Consider the following 17,531-nt stretch of genomic DNA (forward strand, 5'->3'; position numbering starts at 1 on the left):
AAACGTCCTCAAGTAGCCCTCCGGGCGGTAGGACAACCAAAACTGTCGCGGGATGGAGCAGCCCGGTAGCTCGTCAGGCTCATAACCTGAAGGTCGTAGGTTCAAATCCTACTCCCGCAACCACTGAAAATTGACTCCCGACACGTGTAACAGCCTCCGGGAGCTTTTCTTTGTCTACTCCAGCGTATGCCCCCAGGATACCAGCCGGATCACCCCGTAGGGTGATGGCGTAGCCGTGTCGTGAGCAGGCGTCTGGACGCAGCTCAATGGCTTCAATCATCCCGGCCAGGGCCTCATGGGCCCGCTGAACGACAGCTGGGTCTCTCAATCTGTCTTCAAGAGAAGAAACCAGACCACGATAAGCGGTTGATAAGTTTGGCATCACAAACTTTGAGGCATCGGTGGCTATGATCTCTTCACGCTCTGCGGCCAAAGCCGCACGTTCATCCTGACGGCTGCCAAGGCGCTCCAGTAGCAATGAGGAATGCCCAACACCATCTTCGATCTGATCGAGGATGCGCGAGATTTTGGTGTCCAGTGCGTTAATCGTCTTCTCCAGAGACTTGAGGTCGCCAGTTTTGGAGGGTTGCTTAGCCGTGACCTCTTTAGTCACCAGTGCAGAAAACGCTTCCATGTGAGAGGGCTTCAGGAGTTCGCGCTTAAGACTGGCTAAAACACGGCCCTCAACGTGGTCTCGGGTGATAGTGGTTGCGTTCTGGCAGGTGCCTTGACGTTTGCGGATTGAGCAGCCGTAGCGATCTTTACCCATGATTGCCATGTTGCCACCACAGCAACCGCATTTGAGCAATCCTGACAAAAGGAACTTCTTGCGATGCGCGCGATTGAGGGCCAGGCCCGTTTCCGGGTCTGTTGCCATCTCACGGGTGATGGATTGAAGGCGTTGCGCGACTTGGTCCCATAGGTCCTGTGGAACAATCCGCATCTTTGGCGCGTCGATCATGATTGGTTTCTCCCCTGCTACAGAGGTGCGCTTGCCTGTTACTGGATCTTTGCGAAACCGCATCTGGCCGTAAATAATCTGACCAATGTAGGCGCGATTGCGAAAATTCCGACGCCCCGCTTGGAATTGCCGCGTACGGTCGAGGATTGCCACGCTTCGCCTCTTGACCCAGGAATTCTATCCGCGTTCAAGCCTGCTGCAATTTTTGCCGGTGCAACACCATTGGCGAACTCAGCAAAAATGCGAATTACAATCTCGGCTCGCTCGGAACAAACGGCCCGGTTGATGCCGTCACCTGAAGCGACATTATAGCCATATGCAACACCGCCAGCCTCACGACCTCGGTGTGTTGCACCGACCTGGCCGCGCCTTGTTATGGCGGCGGTGTCCTTGGAGGATTGCTCAGCGATCATCCCAAGAACGGCTGCGAGTATCGGCGTGATCGCTCCATAGTTCACTGTGAAAAGTGCCTGGCCTCGATAAGCCAGATGATCACCCAGATTGGTCGTGTCAGCGGTTCGGCGGGCTAAACGGTCGATCGCTTCAGCCAGAACAACGTCAAAGGTATGAGACTCTGAATCGCGAAGCATCCGCTGATATCCAGGGCGAGCCGCAGATTGGCCAGAGATCTCTTTGTCAGTATAGATCTCTACCACGGTCCAGCCTTGTGACGATGCATAGGCTTTGCAGATCCGGATCTGATCTTCAATGGAGGTCACATCTTGTAAGATCGAGGAATAGCGGGCGTAGATCGCGACACGTTTGGTCATGCTTAGGCGTCCTTGTTTGAGTTTGGAGCGCAGTTGTCGTTGGCGGCGACCAGCGAAGCAGCGAATGTCTCAGCCAGGAGGCCGACGAAGACATAGGCCTGGCCCCGCAGTGGGGTGACTTGTGCGTTTGGTGATTTGGATTGTGAATTGAGGTCGAAATTGCTCACGGCATTTGTCCTGTCTCTTGGGGAAGAGAATGGTCTCTTCCCCAGTGACTGTTCATCGTGAGCAGGACGTTGTATCGTTCGTGGAAACCGAAAAACGAGTTTGATGAAAAAGTTGCGCTTAGGCGCTAATTATTTTGCAAGCCTTTGCTTTTGTTTAAAACTTAATCATCAGCCAATCAGTCCTTAGCGCCTAATACCGCGATGCCAGCCCACATCTTGTTCGGCTGAGAGGAGATCGCAGACGCGGTGGGAGAGATTATGGGCGTCATTCAGATCTCGTATGATTTGATCGAGCCCTGCCGTATCGTTGTCGCTGAGCTCTATGTGTTCGAGACGTAGCAATAAAGAGGCTGCGGTGTTGCGAAACTGATCGCTCAGCAACCGGCGACGCTCGAGTACTGTTCGGAGTTTAACGAGATCAGCGAAGAGACCGCGATCGTTCTGAATACTGAGGTCTTGCAGCCCTTCCAGTGCACTGCGTGCAGCCCGCAGTCCATTGGCTGTAAGCTCTTCGAGTCTGTCAAAATCGTCGCGCGATTGTTCCGGAAAGAACAGCGCGACACGGTGGTTGTTTTGGGTCGGGACGTTCGTAGGCATTGGAAGCATGATGTGTCTTTATGTGATGCAGTTCGGGACGTTCCGGCCCATCTTTTGAGGGGCCGGAGGTCATCCGAGAAATGTTTAGAGATCAGGCGAGGCGCTTGCTGCGTTTGTATTCGACGGTGAATGTCGGGGGCTTCGCTTTCCTGCGCCCGTAGAGACGGCGGCGCTCTCTGTGATCCGCGGCAATGTCGGCTTCAGCCTGAAGGCGCGCGCACTTGGTTCATGCGCTGGAACTCAGGGCCGCTCAGTGAGCCAAACACAGGCGACTCTGTTGTTCTGTTGCAAACGAAGCCGTTGTGCTTCAGCGACACGCTTATCTTGCGATAGCAGATGAAGCGGGTCGGGTGATGGAGGCCCGCTGCAATCACATGCGCAGGCTTGGTGATGTCAACTCCGTAGCCTCGCGTTGTTTTGTGATCAGCCGATGTGCCAAAGGCCAGAGTGACGAAGGGCAGGGCCCCAATCTGGTGCCTGTCGATGACAAGGCAGGGACGTTTTTTTGGCTCCACGCCTGCTTCGGCATCGTCTTGAAGTGGAAATCGAAACGAAACGATGTCGCCCCAGGTCAGGTGATCTTGCCACTCTGCGGTGTGCTTCGGGTCGGGGAAATAGGTATCGAGCATGACAGCTCCTTTTTGATTACGGTGATGACGCGCAACCGGACTTCCCTCTTCTCATTTGGTTCCGGAGGGTTCGGCCCGTCTTGCGCGTCACAAAACGCGCGCAAGCAGGACCGAACTCTACGGGCACACAGGCTTCGACTGATCTTGGGTGAGTGTTGAGAGGGCATCCCTTTTGGCCCCGCGTGGGACCGCGAGCAGTAGGGGGTTGGGGAAGAGTGCGGAACGACTTCCCCGGGCGCTATGGGGTCTTGGGGCTGTGCAGAACGGCGCCCCAAGTCCGTCGGAAGACGCCAGGCGGTGAAGGGGGGGGCGAACAACCTCTTCTCGGCAGACAGCCTCCGCAGACAGCGCGGGGTTCGGGGCAGCGCCCCGGCGAACGCAGCGCGAACACAGGGGAAGTATGCCCCGGAGTGCGCGCTGCTTAGTGAGTAAGTAAGCAACACCACAACTATGAAATTAGGGTGTGGTGAGGGTGTGGTTCGCGGCAGGTGAATGTCAGTCAACTGTCGAATGCAACAGCTACGGCCTCTGAAACAAGCCAGCAGAAGGGCGGGAGGAGCTCCATTGCAGTAGTTCACCAAACAGCCTGAACTGCTCAAACGCGCAGCTCGCGCAAAACACGCATAAAGTCAGATCCAAGCCCTTCTACGACATTAGTGCTCGGTGAAGCATGACGCGGCATCCAGAGCACTAATAGCGGGAGCGGACCTCCGCTGCACCTCGCACTTAGGTCCGTTCTGCGGGACAAACCGGACCCATGCAGACGCGGCTATTGCTGAAGCAGCATTTCCTCGCATGTAAAGCGGCACGCATTTTGCAGTGCAGCGGATTTCACCAGAGCGGCCATTGAGAGGGTCAAAATCGGGTACTCCCAAACCACCCTTTCGCCGCGCGCGGTTCCAACAATCAGGTTGCGGGGCAAAGCTGCCATCTAACCGATTTGGCTGAACACCCGTCAACCCTAATCCAATTGAAATTTCTTCATTTTATTATACAGCGTGCGAGGAGCCATACCCAGATATTGGGCTGTTGTGCCCTTGCGATAATTGTGTTGTTTTAATGCCGCTGCGATCCACTCTCTCTCGCTGACCGGACCGGTAGGGTCTTCGGATTGGGCTGACTTTTCCTGTTCTGTATCTTGAGTTGAGGGTAGGAAGCTAACGTCCCGTGCGGTAACACGCCCGGAAGAGTTCAGCGTCAAAACCCGCTGGATCACATTCTTTAATTCTCGGACATTTCCTGGCCAATTATGCTCAAGAAGAACCCTGAGCGCGGCGTTGGTAAATTGTACGTCGTCGCGGCGTGTGAGGCTTTGTGCGAAAAAAGCAGCAAGCTCTGCAATGTCATCTCGTCTTTCGCGCAGGGGCGGCACCGCAATTTGAAACGCGTTTATGCGGTGGTATAGATCGCGTCGAAACACATTAGTCTCTACGAGATCATCTATGTCTCGAATGCTGGTGCTGATCAAACGGGCATTCACCGCCCGACCTTCAAGCGCACCGATGCGCTGAACGAAGCCCGTTTCGGCGAACCTTAAGATTAAGCCCTGTAGTTCAGGGTTTAACGCTGAAACCTCTTCAAGGATGATGCTATTACCGTGCGCTGTTTCCAACGCACCGCGTGTCAAAGGGACATCTCGGCGACTAAGACCTGCTACTTGCCCCATCAACTGAACTGACCCGATTTCGTGTGAAAGGCTGGTGCAATCCACAACAACTGGATCGCGCTTTGATGTGTGATGTTGGCTGTGAATATCTGCAGCCAGCAAGCTCTTGCCTGTGCCGGTTTCGCCCGTGATCAGCACTGGCAAGTCGCTTGGCGCTATGTCTTCCACCAGTTTTCGTAATGTTTGCATCGCATGTGAACTGCCGATGAAAGCTGATGGTTGGAAGATGCCGCCTTTGTTCCCACGACCCATTTTTGAAATGACCTTGTACGATCGTGCCACTTCTTCGATTGCCTGCTCCAAAGGCAACCGATCAATCGTTGATCCCGCGATGTAGCCATTTACTCTGCTCAGCCGTGTGACGGTCAGCGCATCTTCGGGTGACGTTATGGGGCCACCTTCGATCAAAGTTTCGACACTGGCAGGGATGCCTTCAAGCACCTGATTGGCCAAATCGGCCGCCGCCTCCAAAGTCAGGCTGGTCGAAACACCGGTGCCGCCACCTGTAAAGCCTACAACAACGCAGATACGTTCGGCACCAGCCTCAACCATCATGCGCGCTTCACGGTTTGTGCAAACATACGCCAAAGTCTTCATGCCGCGCTCAGATGCGGCACGTATCAGTTCACATTCTTTGCCAAACCCAATCCCTTCTGCCTCCATCAATTGGCGCAGTTGTCCTTCCAGCATCGCCGCAGAAGGGAAATTACACACGCCCGCGAAACCAAGGTCATTTGCTTTTTCGACAATTTCTATTGGGTCAATGGCAGGGTCACGCACGTTTAGCCCCGCCAAAACTGGTGAAACACAGCGATGCAGAATTTCCTCTTCTGCTATTTCAAAGACTCATTCATTTGCCGGACGTAGTGGTAGGTATGACGCTAAGGATGAGGCCCCCCGCATCCGAAGTCTGCCCGCATTCAGGACCAGCAAGAAATCCGCCCCTGCGCGATCTACAGCAAGCGCGGTCAGGCCCGATCCAACAGCGGCACCAAAGATGAAAGGATTATTCTGATCAGTCATGGGGTGGCAATGAAGGTCACGGCGCCGTCAGCACCCACATCGGTTGCCTGAACAGCTTCGTTCAACCCGACGTGTTCATAAAGAAGAATATCGACGTCGCCGACTTGATGTCGCAATTTCTCGATCAGGTCGCGCAGCGAGGCAATCAACAAATCTGGGGGCCCACCCGTGGTTTGCGGGATCAGCCCGGGGTGCAACACCAATTGCTGCAATCCCGCGCTCAACGCCGCACGCCCCTGTTCCAAGGAGCGGAAGAAGGCAAGAGATTGAAAGCCATGACGTTGTGCTCCAGCAAGCCAGGCGTATTCAAGCTCTGGTGTTGCAGGCATTGAGGCCATCATCCTCTTTGTATGACCCTGAAATAATATCGCTGAAGGCCAATTGCTTACCCCTACATATCCATGATCAGCAAGGCGGCGGAGGAAGTTGTCAGCAGTTCCAAAGGGGTCACAGGTCAGAACGCCTGCATAGCTGCCCCCCTCAGTCGTACGGGTATCAAAAAGAGCCCTATTGTTGTCCAGTCGTGGCATCACCATAGCCAGATCCGCCTGACGACCATTTAGCCCGTGCAAAGTCGGGCAATAGATATGCGTTGCATGTTCGGAAATTTGATTCGGGGAGCCAGACAGTTCGAAGTGCTTCATTTGCAAAGCATATCAGCAAAAATCGGCAATAGTTGCCGATTTTTTGCTTTTCAAGCGATGCGTGAATTTTAACCTGTTGTTTTTAATGGAAATTTACTTTTCGTTTGATCCACCATTAACCTGTGATGCCGTTACGCATTGCTGAAAATGCTCCAAACACTGGGGAGGTTTCATGACGTTCTTTCTGATCGTCACGCTAAATGGTCTGACACTCGCGGCGCTGTATTTCTTGGCCGCCAGTGGGTTCACTCTGATTTTTGGCCTGATGCGCACCGTAAATATGGCTCATGGGGCCCTGCTTTTGCTGGGTGGGTATGTCGGCTTTGAAGTGGCAAAAGCCACGGGCGTCTGGCCGCTTGGCATTCTTGGTGGTGGATTAGCAGCGGCATTTGCGGGCGCGCTCATTCAGTTTGGAATCCTTGGCAGATTTCAGGGGGATGAATTGCGGCAGACATTGGCATCCATTGCGCTGTCGATCATCATGGCGGACCTGATGCTATGGTATTGGGGTGGTATCACCTATCAGGTGGCTTTGCCTGATGCGCTGACCGGCGGCTTTAAACTGCCGCTGTTGGGAGTTGGATATGCCGCTATCCGCTTGGTTCTCATTGTTTTTGCCGTCGTCATAGGAATTTCGCTGTGGCTTATCATCGCCAAGACTCGACTGGGTGCGATCATTCGCGCTGGTGTTGACGACCGCGAAATGCTGCGCGCGCTTGGTTTTGATGTAGCAAAAATCTTTATCATCGTCTTTGCGCTTGGCGGATTACTTGCTGGAATGGCGGGCGTTGTTGCCGCAAGTGCACTTTCGATTGCGCCGGGGACCGACCTTCAATTCCTTCTCCCTTTCGCTCTGGTCCCACTTTTTGCCAATGATTTTTGGTTGATACAGATTTTCGGACGTGCATTGATTCTTGGTATCATTGCGCTGAGCCTGACGTTTCTTGCCGCATACCTCGGTGTTGTGTCCTTTGCCCAAGCCACAATGGCAGGCGTCGCCGGATACACCGTCGCTTATTTCGGTCCCAACACAGTAGATGTCGGACGAGAATTGCCGTTCTACGTCGTTCTACCGCTTGCTATGATTATGGCCACCCTGTCAGGCGCACTCATCGGGCTGATCGCGAGGCGCAGTCAGGGCATCTATGCCATCATGATCACGCTGGCGGTTGGCGTGGCGTTCTTTTACTTCACGCGTCAAAATTACACCTACTTCAATGGGTGGACTGGTTTTTCAGGGATACGTGCGCCCGAAATTTCAGGTAGGAGCCTGCGTGAACCCTTGCCGTTCTATCTGCTGATTATTTTGGTCGCCGCACTGTGTTTGACGTTCGTAAATGGGTTCATCAAATCACCACTTGGACTGACCATTCAGGCAGTGCGCGACGGGCCCAAACGGGTGTTGGCGATTGGTATCCCAACTACCCCCGTCATCGTTTCAGCTTACGCTTTTGCCGGGTTGATCGCGGGTTCCGGCGGTATTCTGAATGTCTGGTATCAGGAGCGGATTTCATCCTTCTCAGTTGGTCTGGGCCCGATTGTCGACATCCTCGTCATCGCCGTCATCGGCGGTTTAAAGCACCCGATTGGAGCGTTTATCGGTGCGCTTGCTTTCGTTCTGCTCGACACATTTGCTGTCGATTTCATTGACCGTGAGCGGTTCAACACGCTCATCGGTCTCGTACTTCTCGCCATCATCATGGGGGCCCCTGACGGTCTGCACGGACTGGCGAAATCTTGGTTGTCTCGTTTCAAAAATCGACCAATCAAAAACCAGGTGTAAACAGGGAGGGAACTATGTTTACCAATCTAAAGACTATTACGATGACCTCAGTATTGGCGCTTGGTGCATTTGCAGCACCGGCATCAGCAGATGATATCAAAATTGGTGTTATTTCGATCTTGGAAGGGGCATTTGCTGCTCTCGGGCAAGACGGCATTCGCGGGATCGAGCTTGCGGTTGCTGAAGCAGGAGGCGAAGTGGCGGGCAATGACATTGAAGTCATCGTCATGTCCTCTGACGCAAGCCCCGACAGCGCTGTGAACGCTGCGCGTAAATTGATCGAGCAAGATGGCGTTGACATCATCGTTGGTCCATTGTCCGGTTCAGAAGGTCTTGCATTGCGCGACCTTTCCAAATCTTTCCCTGCCATTACGTTCGTCAATGGTTCATCCGCAGCACAAGACACCACATTGCGTGACTCATCTGACAACTTCTTCCGCTTTGGAGGTGATGGTGCTCAGTGGATGGTCGGTGTTGGCAACTATGCCCATGACGATTTGGGATATGAAAAGGTTGCTGTTGTCGCCGAGGATTATTCCTTCCCATACACGCAGGTTCTTGGCTTTATGGGCGAATTCTGCGCAGCGGGTGGCACGGTTCCAGAAAAGTTCTGGACGCCAATTGGTGCGAGCGACTATTCATCAATTGTCTATTCAATTCCAGCGGACGTTGATGCCATCTTTGTTGCTCTTGGCGGTGCGGATGCCGTGAACTTTCTGACGCAATACAATCAGGCAGGTGGCGACAAGCCAATCATTGGTGGCTCAATCACAATTGACCAATCCATTTTGGACAGCGAAGGCCCGTTCAAGCAACAGTTGATTGGCGCGCCCGCAGGTACACCTACGGTCAGTGACTTTGACGGTGCTGAGTGGAAGTCGTTCTCAGCAAGCTACACTGAACAGTTCCCTGATGGCTTTTCTGCGCCATCCATTTTTGCGCACCACTACTACATGGGCGCACACGCGGCCATTCTGGCTTTGGAAGAAGTGAACGGTGATCTATCAGGCGATCAGGCAGCGTTCCGCGCGGCATTGACGGACCTTCAATTCGTCACGCCAACTGGTGGCACCATGCGACTGGACGAAAACCGCAACGGTATCGTTGATAACTTCGTCACCGAAGTGTTCGAGCGTGAAGATGGTACACTTGGCAACCGCGTTGTCAAAGTTGTGCGTGACGTCGATCAGTCTCTTGGTCAGGACCCCGCTGCCTTCTTGGCACAGGGCCCCGTCAGCCGGGACAATCCTTCGTGCCCATAAGCCACGATCATAAAACTGTCAATGCCATGGAAATCCAGGGCATTGGCCGCCGCTTCGGTGGGTTTTGGGCCGTCAAGGATGTATCTTTGACAGTCCGCCCCGGCGAACGCCGCGCGGTTTTGGGGCCAAATGGGGCCGGAAAACCACCCTTTTTAATGTTTTGACGGGCGATTTGGCGGCCTCTGCGGGCTCTATCCGTATGAATGGAGCCGATGTAACCCACACGCCGATGCACAAGAGGATCAAAGGCGGACTGCGCCGCACCTATCAACACGCCCACCTATTTGACGGGCTGACAGTTCGCGAAACGCTGTTTTGGCCGTGAGCGGTGTCGCAGGCGGTTGGCAGCGGTTTTTGCCTCTGAAGCCAAACGGTAGCGCGGTTGCGAAGGCTGAAAACCTTGCCCAAATGTCGGGTCTCAGTTCCGATTTGGATCGCGAAGTGGCCAACCTATCTCATGGTCAGCGACGCCAGCTTGAAATTGGCATGGCGCTTGCCGAAAACCCCAAGATGTTGTTGTTGGATGAACCTGCTGCAGGGTTATCTCCTAGTGAGCGGCCGCGATTGGCAGAGCTTCTGTTATCGCTTCCAAAGGATATCACAATTGTCCTGATCGAACACGATATGGACATCGCACTTCGGACTTCAGACAGCGTATCCGTACTGCACAATGGTCGTCTATTGGCAGAAGGCTCGCCCGAGAACATCATGTCCAACGAAGCCGTGCATAATGTCTATATGGGAGGCGCACATGGGCACTGAACCATTGCTTCGCATCCGTGATTTGCAAGTTCACTACGGCACCAGTCACGTTTTGCATGGCGTAAATCTTGATGTGGACCACACTTCCTTAGGAATGTTGGGCCGCAACGGTATGGGCAAGACTACATTGTGTGCCGCGATCATGGGATTGGTGCCGTCGTTAGGTGGGTCCATCCATTTCGACGGCCATGACATTACCAAGTTAACACCAGAAAAACGTGCGCAATTGGGGATTGGCTATGTCCCACAAGGGCGACGGGTCTTCCGGTCCCTCACAGTTGAAGAACACCTGCGCATGATGCAGCGCAAAGGCAGTGCGTGGACCATCGAACGTGTGTTTGACACCTTTGTGCGCCTCAAAGAACGTCGCCGTAATCTGGGCAATCAATTATCTGGCGGCGAACAGCAAATGCTGGCGATTTCGCGTGCGCTGATGCTTGATCCGAAGTTGCTGGTCTTGGATGAGCCGACCGAAGGTCTGGCCCCCGCCATCGTGTCGGACGTCATTGATCTTGTTGCTCGTCTGTCTTCCGAAAGCATGGGCATCATGCTGGTTGAACAAAACATTCACGCCGCCTTTGCCGCCGCAAAGAACGTCGCAATCATGGTCAATGGTGTCATCGTCGAGAAACTGCCAACCGCCGCGCTTGAAGGCGATATCGAACTTCAGAAACGTCACTTGGGTATTGAGCCGGGCCATATCACAGCAGAGGAAGACCCCGTATGAGCAAAGCATATGTCATTGGAACCTGTGACACCAAAGCGATCGAATTGTGTTTCGTGCGAGATCTTATTCATGCCACCGGTGTTGAGACTGTTCTTGTCAATGTTGGCACCAAAGGCGGCGAAGAGGTGGCAGATGTGCCCGCATCTGAAGTGGAGATGTGCCACCCGGATGGGCCCGCGTCGGTCTTTGTAAATGATCGCGGACAGGCTGTTGTCGAGATTTCCCGCGCGTTGCGGGCCTTTATTCTGGAGCAGGCAGATGTTGGAGGCGTCATTGGTCTTGGCGGGTCTGGCGGATCGGGCATCATTGCCCCGGCGTTGCAGGCATTGCATATTGGTGTGCCCAAAGTGTTGGTCTCGACGCTCGCGTCTGGAGATGTGTCAGCCTATGTGGGGCCGTCGGACGTAAACATGTTCCATCCGGTCACGGATGTATCGGGCCTCAATCGTGTATCACGTAAGGTTCTGGGCAACGCAGCCCATGCCATAGCTGGTATGATGACCTGGCAGCCGCCTGTTGCGATTGACACACGCCCACCCATTGCTCTGTCCATGTTTGGTGTGACCACGCCTTCCGTTCAAGCCATCACCGACACGTTGCAAAAGGACTATGATTGCCTCGTCTTTCACGCCACGGGAAGCGGTGGACGTTCCATGGAACAACTTATCAGTCAGGGCGATATTTCCGGGGTTCTGGACATCACCACAACGGAAATCTGCGATCTACTGGTTGGTGGCGTGTTAAGCGCGGGTGAAGAGCGATTGGACAGCATTGCCCAAACCAGCGTGCCTTATGTCGGCTCCTGTGGCGCTTTGGACATGGTGAATTTCTGGGGCCCAGACTCTGTGCCGGATAGGTTCTCGGACCGGTTGTTTTACTATCACAATGCCCAAGTCACGCTGATGCGCACAACAGAAGCAGAATCCGCACAAATCGGTGAATGGGTTGGACAAAAACTGAACGCGTGCAACGGCCCCGTTCGTTTCTTTATCCCCCTAAAAGGTGTGTCAGCACTGGATGCCGAGGGTGCGCCATTTTGGGATCCGAAAGCTGATGCAGCTTTATTCCAAGCGCTCGAAGACACAGTTCAGCAGACGGAAAACCGCCAGTTGATCAAACTTGATCATCATATTAATGACCCGGAATTTGCGGCCGCAGCAGCGGCTCATTTTCAAGCAATCGCCACAGCTTAAGAGGATATTATGCCACATCTTACCCGAACCGAAATCCTCAAACGACTGCGTGCTAAGATTGCCCGCGGTGAAACGCTGGTTGGCGGCGGGGCCGGGACCGGCCTGTCTGCAAAATGCGAAGAAGCAGGTGGCGTCGATCTGATTGTGATCTACAACTCTGGCCGTTACCGGATGGAGGGCCGTGGATCGTTGGCGGGTTATATGTCATACGGCAACGCAAATGAAATTGTTATGGATATGGCTTCCGAAGTTTTGCCTGTTGTGCAGGACGCGCCAGTCCTTGCTGGTGTGAATGCGACCGATCCGTTTTGCCTGATGGATAAGTTTCTGGACGACCTTAAGACGACTGGTTTTACCGGGGTGCAAAACTTCCCCACAGTCGGCCTTATTGATGGAAAGTTCCGCCGCGAACTGGAAGAAACAGGCATGTCCTATGCGATGGAAGTCAATATGATTGCGCGTGCGCATGCAAAAGATATGCTGACATCGCCGTATGTGTTCAACAAAGACGAGGCCGTTGCCATGGCCAAGGCGGGTGCGGACATTATCGTAGCGCATTTTGGGTTGACCTCGGGTGGAGCAATTGGGGCTACGGACACGTCAGCGATCGACGCATGTGTAGCGCAATTCAACGACTTGGCCAAAGCAGCAAAAGCGGTACGCGATGATCTGATCTTTATTTGCCATGGCGGACCGTTAGCAGAACCTGCGGATGTACAAGCGTTCTTATCTCTTTGTCCTGATTGCCACGGGTTCTACGGAGCGTCTTCAATGGAACGCTTGCCTACGGAACGCGCAATTCGCGAACAAACTGCTGCATTTGGCAATCTGAAACGCGCCATTCACCACGTAAAAGGAGCTGCAGAATGATTAAGGTTTTTTCGTCCACCATCATTGATGTCCCCGTTGATCAAGTTTGGGAACGGGTCAAGGACTTTAATGGCTTGCCCAATTGGCATCCTGCCGCAACCGACAGTCAAATCGAAGACACCCATGCGCCGGGTGCTGTCGGCTGTATCCGCAATTTTGCCCTGACTGATGGGTCTGGCCGTATCCGTGAAACCTTGTTGGCCATCTCTGAAATCGAACGGTCACTGACCTATAACATGCTGCCCGGGGGCCCGCTGCCGTTTGTTGACTATGTCGCTGTTATGCAGTTCGCACCGATTACGGATCGCCACCAAACCTTCGCGACATGGACTGCCGAATTCAACGCAGGCGACGGCCAGACAGATCATTGGCGAAAGTTCGTTGCTGATGATGTGTTCATCGGAGGCTTTAGGGCGCTCGAACAAAGCTTTCAAATGTAAAACGTGAATCCCTAAAGTTTCATTGCTTTCGCAGCACTCGAAAAAGTCTGCGATTTTGAGCTGCTGCATTGGCGACACGTGTCGCAACGCAGCAAAAAACCAGCAGCAATAGCTGCACGTGCATCAGGTCGCTAAGTCTCGCAGTCCGTGAATTCGACCTCTGATCCTTGCTGCACTCTGCACGAATGGCTGGTTTTTCCGCCGCGCGGCAGCACCGAGTTTTACGCTGACGCCGCATTTTCCACGCTGCGAGCGCATGGTGCGGCAATCTGGCTCTTCCATTGTCCACCAAAAGTTGAGGACGGCCTTTCCTCATGATGCTTCAATGGAATTTGCAGTGCGGGTCTCTGCTCTGAAGCTAAGGAACATTCTTGGTTTGAGATAAACCAGTTTTCTCTAATCGAACATGCGAACCCACGTCCCTCCCGAATTCAACGGGAGACGGAAACATGTCGACAGATATAACAAGCAAAAAGTATCCGGTGGTGCTTCGCTTTGAAGGCCTGTGGCGGCATCAGCTGGCCTGTTACGAAATGCACAGAAAACGAACCGGTGGTGACTTGGGTCACGTCGACCAGGGTTGCATCCATCCGTACAAGCGACTGATTGGTGAAGAGGACTGGGCCAGGAAAGCTCAGGCAGAGGTCGCGCAGATGCGGGCCGAGAACTTCGCTGATGAGCTTGACGGTTTGACACGTCGCAAACGGAAATCGGACATCAGAAGACGGATGGTCGAAGGGCTGAAAGAGCCCTGGCGCAACTCTAAACATGGGCCAATGCGTGAGGTCATTTTGACAGCCCACAAGGACTGGTTCGAAGATGACATCGACGGGTTTCTGGGGCTGACATCCCGCGAAGAACAATTTGAAGAGCACGCCGTGTCTTGGCTGAAGGAAACATTCAGTGACGACGTTGTTCATGCTCGAGCAGATCGAGAGGAGACAACCTATCATGTTCACGCGGTGATTTTGCCACGCACTGTCTCCGGTGAGGGATCAGCCACCCGGCGGATGCTTCAGCCATCAAAGCATGAAGTGATCAAGGACTATGAGGTAGCGCAAGACAGTGTTGGAAAGTGGTTTGCTGGACTTGAACTAACCCGGGGTGAAAACCGTGCCGCCAAAATACGGGAGGCACGTTCCAAAGGGGAAACACCACCACCAAAGAAACGCCATAGCCGAACGCAAGAATGGCGGGCGGAGCAAGAATTGAAAATTAAGGCAGACCGAGAGGCGCTCGAGCTGCAGGAACAGAAAGTTGTTTCTCGAGAGGAAGATGCTGATGCGATCCTTGCTGTAGCAGATGGATTGTCCAGTGGATTGATCAAACTTGATGAGGTTGATGGCGCTGTACAGTTCAAGCAAACTGAAGCAGGAAAACACAGCCCAGACTCACCCGGACTTGCTGACAGGATCCGGAAATCGAAAGGCGGTGTTGAACGTGCTCGGCGGGCCTTTGGCAGGGCCTGGCGACGGACGACCGAGCGCGCGGATGCACGAGCCTTAGCCGAGGCAAAAGCCAAGCTCGTCAAAGAGTATGAAGAAATCAGAGCGGCCGATACGGCGATCGTGAATATTACCGATATGTTGCCGTACAGACTTGTCCGCCAGATTGTTAAGGCGCGCAAGTCACTCACCAAAAGCATTCTTGAACTAAAGAGAAGTCGCGGCCTCAGCTCAGGCGATCCGAAGGCAAATCTGAGGAATGAGGACCCCGCAGAAAAATAATCCAAAAAAAATCAATCAAACCGTTTCCGCAAACTACCAAACGATCTGATGTGTTTTCTAGCGAAGGAATAATCCCCGCCAATAGCTGATACTCCAAAGGACTATACTATGCCTAATGCTGTACTAACTGCCACTGACCGCGCGTTTAACCGGTTTAAAGAAGCGGTCGAAAAAGACCAGAAGAAGGTCGTTGTGACCGATCTCGCACGCGAAAAGGCGTTCGGGCAAACCGTCAAGGCTTGGCTGTCGGCGCTTCCCCATGAGGAGTTAGTCCAAGCTTTCGTGCAATTTGAACTGCCTGCTTCTGCAAGCAATGCCAAGAAAATCGCAACCCACCCCATGCGCCCGGCAGCAGTTGATGCGTTGCTCGAACGAGAGCAAGCTGAACATCCGGCGGCGAAACAAAAACAACAGGCTAAAGTCGAAGACGTAGCCAAGAAATGACCTAATCTATCGTAAAACAAAAAAGCCGCGGTGAGGGCCTCCTCTCCGCGGCTTTTTTTGTTTTGAGCTATCGAACGTCGGAGCCAACTAATGGCGAACCTCTACGTGCCTGGGAGAGCAGAACAAGGTAAGAGATCGCGATAAAGGGGACTGTCGAATTGGTGGTTCATTTTGAGATACAGATATCGGGTGAGAATTCTGAGTATAGACGGTAAACAGGTCAACTCACGGTGAAATCATGCTCCCGCAACCAAAAATACAGAACCGCCCGAAGCAACTGCTTCAGAGGCCGTTTTTGTTTGTGTCCGGTGTCCGGTTTTGCACCGTCTTGAAAACTCCGTTCATTGGCTGATCTGAGGATAGTCAGAACCCACTGCTTTGCTGCCTTTGTCGCGCTGATTGGTCTCAACGTAGCTAGAGGCAGCAGCCATCAGCGCGTCTGGTACTTGTAGACCGTTTTCCAAATATTCTGCGCAGCCGCCCAGCAAGCGGATGAAAATTCCGTTCGCTTCCGCTCGAAATTTGGCGGGGTGTTCTGGGCCACATTTCTCAGCCGGAATGATATTGTTAACAGGTACCCAGAAGAGCTCTCGCTCTAGTATAATCGCCCACTTGACCGGCGGTCATCGAAAACCGAATTGGTCGCCCTATCGTGTCGGCTATTGCATGCAAATTTGGTTCATGCCGCCTTTGGTGCGCCTAATCAGACCTCCCCATGTTTGACCGACAAACTGGAAGCTGTCCGGTGGGCTTTGAGATGGTCGCGTCGATTGAAATGGTTTTGTTGTCTGGAGATTAATCGGCAAGCTCCTTCATAACCCGGGCAAATATTCCGATATCGCTCCACCGTTTCCAACGGTTGTAGAGCGTCTTGGATGGTCCGCACTCCTTGGGCACATCACAGCAGCGTAAATCTTTTCAGCTAATGAATACAATTTCCACTTGAGATACGCTGAGTATCAACCCTTGGTATATCTTGGCTCTTTGGAAAGTAGGGCCGAAGCCGCACCATTTGGTCTTCGTTAAGCCAGTAAAGATTGCTCATAGGACCCGCGCAGTTCTGGGGCTTGGATTACGCTGACCTGATGATCTGCCGGACTAGTAGGTCCAGAGCCTAGGCAGAGATGCCGTGAAGTAGCGAGTTTTTTGCGCCTTCGATGTGGTCGAACGTTCGTTTTGCAGCCAGATCAGCATCGCCCTTTTCGCAGGCTTCCATAATACCGAAGTGCTCAATGTTTGCGCGATCCATGCCATTGCTCAGCACCAGTTGCGCACGCAAGTAGCGGTCAACCCGGTCCATGGCATTGTCGACCACTTCCAAATGGTAGGCTAGCCCGCTGACGCCATAGAGAGTTGAATGAAAGTCACGATTCAAATCACCCCAGTGCAATGGTTCGGTGGATTGTGAAAACGCTTCGCAGTATCCGCGGGCTTTCTGAAGCAGTTCACGCGACATTTTGGGAACTGCACGGCGCATGACTTCTGGTTCAATCAGGGCCCTGAAATCGAAAATTCCAGTGGCCTCGTCAGCAGATAACCCAGACACGACTGCGCCTTTGTAGCGTCTGGTTTTGACCAGGCCGTGTTCCTCCAGCCTTGAAAGGGCCTCGCGGACCGGGATCCGGCTGGTGTTGAACAATTTCGCCATTTCGTCCTGGCGCAGTGGTTCACCTACTTCTAACTCACCTTCAATGATGGCCTTGCGCAGGGCATCGTAAATAGTGGTTGCTGCAGAAGTTGATTTGGAAATACCTTCGAATTTCAAGGCCATGCGTAGACTCCCTGATGGAGGTATATCAGTCAGGGCAACGCGAAGGAAGATGTCGGATTTCTCAGCTTGAAAATTGGATCCAAAATACATTACAT

Annotated in this window: 17 protein-coding genes, 1 tRNA gene and 3 pseudogenes; 11 read left to right on the forward strand and 10 right to left on the reverse strand. The window is 53.3% G+C overall.

Going from position 1 to position 17,531, the window contains the following annotated elements:
* Positions 1–46 precede the first annotated feature (46 nt).
* A tRNA-Met gene (locus FEE96_RS13880) sits at positions 47–123 on the forward strand.
* Here the strand turns inward: FEE96_RS13880 and FEE96_RS24120 are convergent.
* The 8 genes and pseudogenes from FEE96_RS24120 to FEE96_RS13915 form a co-directional block, all read right to left on the reverse strand.
* On the reverse strand, positions 80–1,024 hold the full coding sequence (locus FEE96_RS24120; protein WP_138164021.1) for a recombinase zinc ribbon domain-containing protein: 945 nt from the start codon (positions 1,022–1,024) through the stop codon (positions 80–82). The two genes, FEE96_RS13880 and FEE96_RS24120, sit on opposite strands and share 44 nt — an antisense overlap.
* Entirely contained in the window at positions 1,000–1,731 is a 732-nt protein-coding gene (locus FEE96_RS13890; RefSeq protein ID WP_138163729.1) for a recombinase family protein, read from the reverse strand. The genes FEE96_RS24120 and FEE96_RS13890 overlap by 25 nt, the downstream gene beginning before the upstream one ends.
* Positions 1,732–1,733: 2 nt before the next feature.
* Entirely contained in the window at positions 1,734–1,898 is a 165-nt protein-coding gene (locus FEE96_RS23510; RefSeq protein ID WP_171021710.1) for a hypothetical protein, read from the reverse strand.
* 183 nt (positions 1,899–2,081) lie between these two features.
* The gene (locus FEE96_RS13895; RefSeq protein ID WP_138163730.1) at positions 2,082–2,495 is read right to left on the reverse strand and encodes a hypothetical protein; all 414 of its coding nucleotides are present in this window, start codon (positions 2,493–2,495) and stop codon (positions 2,082–2,084) included.
* A gap of 200 nt (positions 2,496–2,695) precedes the next feature.
* The gene (locus FEE96_RS13900; RefSeq protein WP_138163731.1) at positions 2,696–3,124 is read right to left on the reverse strand and encodes a hypothetical protein; all 429 of its coding nucleotides are present in this window, start codon (positions 3,122–3,124) and stop codon (positions 2,696–2,698) included.
* 961 nt (positions 3,125–4,085) lie between these two features.
* A complete protein-coding gene (locus tag FEE96_RS23815; RefSeq protein WP_281278368.1) occupies positions 4,086–5,042 on the reverse strand; it encodes a sigma-54-dependent transcriptional regulator in 957 nt (318 codons plus the stop codon).
* Positions 5,043–5,063: 21 nt separating this feature from the next.
* A pseudogene (locus FEE96_RS23820) lies at positions 5,064–5,813 on the reverse strand (phosphoenolpyruvate hydrolase family protein); the annotation flags it as partial.
* Positions 5,810–6,457 (reverse strand): phosphoenolpyruvate hydrolase family protein, encoded by a 648-nt coding sequence (locus tag FEE96_RS13915; RefSeq protein ID WP_138163734.1) that lies wholly within the window; start codon positions 6,455–6,457, stop codon positions 5,810–5,812. The gene FEE96_RS13915 and the pseudogene FEE96_RS23820, both read right to left, overlap by 4 nt.
* Before the next feature lie 172 nt (positions 6,458–6,629).
* Here FEE96_RS13915 and FEE96_RS23825 point away from each other — a divergent pair, with 172 nt between their 5' ends.
* The 10 genes and pseudogenes from FEE96_RS23825 (at position 6,630) to FEE96_RS13960 (ending at position 15,665) form a co-directional block, all read left to right on the forward strand.
* Complete coding sequence (locus tag FEE96_RS23825) at positions 6,630–8,240, forward strand: ABC transporter permease (RefSeq protein WP_138163735.1); 1,611 nt, start codon at positions 6,630–6,632, stop codon at positions 8,238–8,240.
* A gap of 14 nt (positions 8,241–8,254) precedes the next feature.
* Complete coding sequence (locus FEE96_RS13925; protein WP_171021712.1) at positions 8,255–9,502, forward strand: ABC transporter substrate-binding protein; 1,248 nt, start codon at positions 8,255–8,257, stop codon at positions 9,500–9,502.
* Between the two features lie 83 nt (positions 9,503–9,585).
* A pseudogene (locus FEE96_RS24055) lies at positions 9,586–9,827 on the forward strand (ATP-binding cassette domain-containing protein); the annotation flags it as partial.
* A gap of 29 nt (positions 9,828–9,856) precedes the next feature.
* Positions 9,857–10,264 (forward strand): ATP-binding cassette domain-containing protein, encoded by a 408-nt coding sequence (locus FEE96_RS13930; RefSeq protein ID WP_281278366.1) that lies wholly within the window; start codon positions 9,857–9,859, stop codon positions 10,262–10,264.
* On the forward strand, positions 10,254–10,991 hold the full coding sequence (locus FEE96_RS13935) for an ABC transporter ATP-binding protein (RefSeq protein ID WP_138163736.1): 738 nt from the start codon (positions 10,254–10,256) through the stop codon (positions 10,989–10,991). The genes FEE96_RS13930 and FEE96_RS13935 overlap by 11 nt, the downstream gene beginning before the upstream one ends.
* Complete coding sequence (locus FEE96_RS13940) at positions 10,988–12,184, forward strand: Tm-1-like ATP-binding domain-containing protein (RefSeq protein ID WP_138163737.1); 1,197 nt, start codon at positions 10,988–10,990, stop codon at positions 12,182–12,184. Before FEE96_RS13935 ends, FEE96_RS13940 begins: the two co-directional genes overlap by 4 nt.
* A 9-nt stretch (positions 12,185–12,193) precedes the next feature.
* Positions 12,194–13,054 (forward strand): phosphoenolpyruvate hydrolase family protein, encoded by an 861-nt coding sequence (locus FEE96_RS13945; RefSeq protein ID WP_138163738.1) that lies wholly within the window; start codon positions 12,194–12,196, stop codon positions 13,052–13,054.
* Positions 13,051–13,494: an SRPBCC family protein gene (locus FEE96_RS13950; protein WP_138163739.1), complete on the forward strand. Its 444-nt coding sequence runs from the start codon at positions 13,051–13,053 to the stop codon at positions 13,492–13,494. The genes FEE96_RS13945 and FEE96_RS13950 overlap by 4 nt, the downstream gene beginning before the upstream one ends.
* Positions 13,495–13,943: 449 nt before the next feature.
* Positions 13,944–15,221 carry a plasmid recombination protein gene (locus FEE96_RS13955; protein WP_138163740.1) on the forward strand — a complete coding sequence of 426 codons (1,278 nt, stop codon included), beginning with the start codon at positions 13,944–13,946 and terminating at the stop codon, positions 15,219–15,221.
* A gap of 108 nt (positions 15,222–15,329) precedes the next feature.
* The gene (locus tag FEE96_RS13960) at positions 15,330–15,665 is read left to right on the forward strand and encodes a hypothetical protein (RefSeq protein WP_138163741.1); all 336 of its coding nucleotides are present in this window, start codon (positions 15,330–15,332) and stop codon (positions 15,663–15,665) included.
* A gap of 573 nt (positions 15,666–16,238) precedes the next feature.
* Here FEE96_RS13960 and FEE96_RS23830 read toward each other — a convergent pair.
* Both FEE96_RS23830 and FEE96_RS13970 read right to left on the reverse strand, forming a co-directional pair.
* Positions 16,239–16,710 (reverse strand): annotated as a pseudogene (locus tag FEE96_RS23830) (IS5 family transposase); the annotation flags it as partial.
* A 69-nt stretch (positions 16,711–16,779) separates the two neighbouring features.
* Positions 16,780–17,436 (reverse strand): GntR family transcriptional regulator, encoded by a 657-nt coding sequence (locus FEE96_RS13970; RefSeq protein ID WP_138163743.1) that lies wholly within the window; start codon positions 17,434–17,436, stop codon positions 16,780–16,782.
* Positions 17,437–17,531 lie beyond the last annotated feature (95 nt).

It is taken from the genome of Parasedimentitalea maritima, from assembly GCF_005771405.1.
GTDB lineage: Bacteria > Pseudomonadota > Alphaproteobacteria > Rhodobacterales > Rhodobacteraceae > Parasedimentitalea > Parasedimentitalea maritima.

Excerpts from the sequence above, each read along its gene's own strand:
- FEE96_RS24120 (WP_138164021.1), bottom strand. The coding sequence starts at position 1,024 with ATGCGGTTTCGCAAAGATCCAGTAACAGGCAAGCGCACCTCTGTAGCA.
- FEE96_RS13890 (WP_138163729.1), bottom strand. The coding sequence starts at position 1,731 with ATGACCAAACGTGTCGCGATCTACGCCCGCTATTCCTCGATCTTACAA.
- FEE96_RS13895 (WP_138163730.1), bottom strand. The coding sequence starts at position 2,495 with ATGCCTACGAACGTCCCGACCCAAAACAACCACCGTGTCGCGCTGTTC.
- FEE96_RS13900 (WP_138163731.1), bottom strand. The coding sequence starts at position 3,124 with ATGCTCGATACCTATTTCCCCGACCCGAAGCACACCGCAGAGTGGCAA.
- FEE96_RS23815 (WP_281278368.1), bottom strand. The coding sequence starts at position 5,042 with ATGGGTCGTGGGAACAAAGGCGGCATCTTCCAACCATCAGCTTTCATC.
- FEE96_RS13915 (WP_138163734.1), bottom strand. The coding sequence starts at position 6,457 with ATGAAGCACTTCGAACTGTCTGGCTCCCCGAATCAAATTTCCGAACAT.
- FEE96_RS23825 (WP_138163735.1), top strand. The coding sequence starts at position 6,630 with ATGACGTTCTTTCTGATCGTCACGCTAAATGGTCTGACACTCGCGGCG.
- FEE96_RS13925 (WP_171021712.1), top strand. The coding sequence starts at position 8,255 with ATGTTTACCAATCTAAAGACTATTACGATGACCTCAGTATTGGCGCTT.
- FEE96_RS13935 (WP_138163736.1), top strand. The coding sequence starts at position 10,254 with ATGGGCACTGAACCATTGCTTCGCATCCGTGATTTGCAAGTTCACTAC.
- FEE96_RS13940 (WP_138163737.1), top strand. The coding sequence starts at position 10,988 with ATGAGCAAAGCATATGTCATTGGAACCTGTGACACCAAAGCGATCGAA.
- FEE96_RS13945 (WP_138163738.1), top strand. The coding sequence starts at position 12,194 with ATGCCACATCTTACCCGAACCGAAATCCTCAAACGACTGCGTGCTAAG.
- FEE96_RS13950 (WP_138163739.1), top strand. The coding sequence starts at position 13,051 with ATGATTAAGGTTTTTTCGTCCACCATCATTGATGTCCCCGTTGATCAA.
- FEE96_RS13955 (WP_138163740.1), top strand. The coding sequence starts at position 13,944 with ATGTCGACAGATATAACAAGCAAAAAGTATCCGGTGGTGCTTCGCTTT.
- FEE96_RS13960 (WP_138163741.1), top strand. The coding sequence starts at position 15,330 with ATGCCTAATGCTGTACTAACTGCCACTGACCGCGCGTTTAACCGGTTT.
- FEE96_RS13970 (WP_138163743.1), bottom strand. The coding sequence starts at position 17,436 with ATGGCCTTGAAATTCGAAGGTATTTCCAAATCAACTTCTGCAGCAACC.